The organism is Tepidiforma sp. (assembly GCF_034433535.1).
Lineage (GTDB): Bacteria > Chloroflexota > Dehalococcoidia > Tepidiformales > Tepidiformaceae > Tepidiforma.
This window is the reverse complement of record NZ_DAOUAO010000217.1, coordinates 1-3230: the sequence shown is the minus strand read 5'-3', so window position 1 is coordinate 3230 and position 3230 is coordinate 1. Positions and strand designations below refer to the sequence as shown.

Here is a 3230-nt window from a genome sequence, read left to right as displayed (position 1 = left end):
GGAGCCCCGCCCGCACCGACGCCCCGCCCGGGAACCGGGAGCGGGGAGCCGGGAGCAGGTTGAAGGTGGGAGGTTGGAGGTTGAAGGTTGGAGGTGGAAGGTTGGAGGGGGTGCCGGGAGCGGGGACGTTCTCCCGTTCTCCCGTTCTCCCGTTCTCCCGCTCTCCCCTTCTCCCTTTGGGAGGGGTGGGGTCAGGGGCCCCCGGGCTGGCAGGTGCGGCAGAAGCTGGTGATGCGCTGGTTGGCGGTGATTTCGCTGATGGGGGTACCGCAGCGGGGGCAGGGCTGGCCGCCGCGCCGGTGCACGCGGAGGAAGTCGCGGCGCTCTTCATAGTCGAGGCTGTCGCCGCGAACCATCGCTTCCCGCGCGAGCGGCGTGGCCCAGGCCATCACGTCGCGGGCGGCGCGGAAGAGCCGGCGGAGGTCGTCCTCATCGAGGCGCGTGCGCGGTGTGTACGGGTTGATGCGGGCCTCCCAGAGGATCTCATCGGCGTAGGCGTTGCCGATGCCCTGGACGAAGGCGGCATTCACGAGGATGTTTTTGACCTGGCCGCGGAAGCGGGCGATGCGCCGCAGCCAGGCGGCCTCATCGAGCGCCGGGTCGAGGAGGTCGGGGCCGTTGTCGCTCCAGCCGGGGATGGCGCTGAGGCGGTCGGCGGGGAGCAGGTAGAGCTTGCCCATGAGGCGCTCGTCGGCGTAGCGAAGGGTCGGGCCGGTGGCGAGCTGGAGCACCAGGCAGGTTTTCGCGGGGAGTTTCGCCTCGGGCGGGAGGTACTGGAAGCGGCCGGTGAGCATCGGATTGATGGCAAGGATGCGGCCGGAGGCGAGGCCGAAGAGCAGGAACTTGCCGCGGCGGTCGATGGCCTCGAAGGCATCGCCGGGGAGGGTTTCGCGGAATTCGCTGGCGGGCGTGCGAAAGACGACCGGGATGCGGACCTGCGCGGCGGTGATAGCGACGCCGGGGAGGCGCTCCTGGAAGAAGCCGCGGATGGCTTCGAGCTCGGGAATTTCGGGCATGGCCGCTGGAGGATACGCCGACGCGGGGCGCGGCGGGAGGCTCAGGACCGGCCGGCGGCGGCCTCCCGCAGGCGGTCGAAGTCGACGGAGATGAAGATGCCTTCGGCCTCTGCGCAGAGGGTTTCGCCGGCGTGGAGGGTGCCGGAGGCGAAGATCTTGCGCCCTTCGACGCGGTCGACGCGGGCTTCGAAGACGACCTCGGTGTGCAGCGGCGTGGGGCGCCGGTAGCGGATGGTGAGGGTGCCGGTCATGCCGGGCCTGCCGGTGCGGGCCTGGGCCATGCCGAGCACCTCATCGAAGGCGGCGGCGACGATGCCACCGTGGACATGGCCGGGCGGGCCCTCGTACTGGGCACCGAAATTCGCCCGCCCGATGATGCGGTCGCCGCTGATCTCCATGCGCAGGGGCGGCGCGACCGGGTTGCCGAGGCCGATCACCGGCGAGCGGTCGAACATGGCGCGCGGGTTGCCGGCGGGCGCGGATTCGGCGAAACCCCAGGGGCGATGGCCGGTGCGGGTGGCCTCGAGGCGGGCGCCAAACTGCTCCATGGCCTCGGCGGCGGCGAGGAGGTCGGCCTCGTCGGCCTGCATGTCGGTGAGGGCTTCGGCGACGGTGCGCATGGCGGCGGCGAGGCGGTGGAGGGCGGCGCGCTGGCCCGTGGCGGGCTCATCGCCGGGAAGCCAGTTCTCGAGGGAGGCGATGGTTTCGTTAAACGACGGTTCGGCCATGAAGGCATTATGGAGGTTGGAGGTTGGAGGTGGGAGCCGGGAGCCCCGCAGCCCCGACCTCGCCGCCAGGGAGCGGGGAGCCGGGAGCCGGGAGGAGGTGGGAGTGCTGCCCTCTCCCCTTCTCCCCCTCTCCCTTTCTCCCCTTCTCCCGCGTGCGGGGATGCGGGGCAGGGGTCAGCCGGCGAGGGCGCGTTCGGCGTAGGGGCGGAGCATCTGCATGGGGGAGAGCGGGGTGCCGAGGCTGGCGCAGACGCCGCGCAGGAGCCCGATGACGCGGCCGAGGAGGACGAGGTCGCCGGGGATCTGTTCGACCGGGTTGGCTCGGAGGACGCGGTTCCGTTCCCGCAGTTCGGAGCGGCCGGCATCGATCGGCCGCGGCTCGAACAGGATGGCGAGGGTGGCGAGGAGGCTCTCGGGGTCTTCGCTGCGGGTGCGGACGCCGAGCTCGCGGAAGGCCCGGACGATGCCCTCCGGGTCGCGGGCGGCGGTGGCGAGGACGAGCCGGGCGAAGCCGCGGCGGGCCGCATCGGGCAGCTCCTTGGTGAGGCCGAAATCGAGCAGGGCCACGGCGCCGCCCGGGAGCACGAGGATGTTGCCCGGGTGAGGATCGGCCTGGAAGAGGCCGTCGACCATGATCTGGTGGCCGTACGCGCTGGAGATGGTCTGCGCGAGGGCGGCACGGTCGGGGGCGTGGGCGTCGCGGCGCTCGGCGTCGAGCAGGCGCGCGCCCTCGAGGTATTCGGTGACCAGCACACGGCGGCGAACGTAGCCGGGGATGACCTCGGGCACGACGACGCCGGGCAGCGCGGCGAGGTTGGCGCGCACGCGGCGGGTCATGTCGGCTTCGCGTTCGAAATCGAGTTCGAGCGGGACCTGGCTGGCGATTTCGTTCACGACCGTGCGGAAATCGAAGGACGGTTCGAGGCGGGCCACGAGGCCGACGATGGTCTTGAGGTTGCGGAGGTCGAGCCGGACGAGGCCGGCGACTTCGGGGTACTGGACCTTGACGACGACCTGGCGGCCGCCCGGGAGGGTGGCGCGGTGGACCTGCGCCAGCGAGGCCGAGGCGACGGGTTCGGGGTCGAAGCTGCCGAAGAGGTCGCTGATGGGGGCATCGAACTCGGCTTCGATGGTGCGCCGGACGACCTCGAAGGGGTGGGGCGGGACGGCGTCCTGGAGGCGGGAAAGGGAACGGGTGTAGGGCTCGGGGAGGAGGTCGGTGCGGGTGCCGATGAACTGGCCGGATTTGATGTAGAGGCCGCGGAGGTCGGTGGCGAGGCGATAGAGGGTCTCGGCGGCGGCTTCGTGGCGGGCGAGCCAGGCGGCCTCGGCCTGCTCCGGCGGGAGGCGGCGGGCGCGGCGCTGGGTGCGCTTGTAGCCGAGGTAGATGGCGGCGCCGGCGCGGGCCACGCGGGCGGAGCGGCGGAGGCGCCGGACGGTTTCGAACACGATTCGAATCTTAAAGGTTGGAGGTGGGAGGTGGGAG

Annotated in this window: 3 protein-coding genes; all 3 read right to left on the bottom strand. The window is 71.9% G+C overall.

Going from position 1 to position 3230, the window contains the following annotated elements:
- Positions 1–191: 191 nt before the first annotated feature.
- Complete coding sequence (locus tag VAE46_RS11475; protein ID WP_322797073.1) at positions 192–1016, bottom strand: Fpg/Nei family DNA glycosylase; 825 nt, start codon at positions 1014–1016, stop codon at positions 192–194.
- Positions 1017–1057: 41 nt separating this feature from the next.
- Positions 1058–1744 (bottom strand): PaaI family thioesterase, encoded by a 687-nt coding sequence (locus VAE46_RS11470; protein ID WP_322797072.1) that lies wholly within the window; start codon positions 1742–1744, stop codon positions 1058–1060.
- 174 nt (positions 1745–1918) lie between these two features.
- A partial coding sequence (locus VAE46_RS11465; protein ID WP_322797071.1) for an AarF/ABC1/UbiB kinase family protein occupies positions 1919–3230 on the bottom strand: 1312 nt, incomplete at its 5' end.